Annotated in this window: 1 protein-coding gene; it reads right to left on the bottom strand. The window is 33.8% G+C overall.

Translation table 11 applies throughout. The annotated features are described in order from the left end of the window. Positions 1-405 (bottom strand): hypothetical protein (locus tag R0K30_RS21180; RefSeq protein WP_410612730.1); only part of this gene is annotated, 405 nt, incomplete at both ends.

Raw genomic sequence — 405 nt, 5'->3', positions numbered from 1 at the left:
AGCTAAGCGACGGATATAATCATTCGAGTCTTGCTCTAACAAGTTTGTAAATTGCTCTGCAAGGCGGTAATCAAGTACCGGTGTTTGAGTTGATAACTCAATAGCTTGAATTTTAAATTTTTCATCACTACTGTTGTTCGCTAAATTTAAAATGTTACCTACTACTTCATAGTCATACTCAGGCATAGTAGATTTATTTAGAATATACATATTCATTTGCAGTTGGCTAAGTGCAGCTAACCTATTTAAATCAGAGATGCTTGGATCTAAGGTTTGCTCTCTTAATTGAGAGTTTATTTGTTTTGCATAATCAGGTTCTGATTTGATCCTTAAATCATAGTCTTCTGGTAAGTCTGCATAAAAGCTATAAAGAGGATTTTGTTCACGTCGTTTTTCATCTTCTTG

The sequence above is a fragment of the Bacillus sp. SIMBA_154 genome, from assembly GCF_046536015.1.
GTDB lineage: Bacteria > Bacillota > Bacilli > Bacillales > Bacillaceae > Bacillus > Bacillus pumilus_P.
This window is presented reverse-complemented; position numbering and strand designations above follow the sequence as displayed.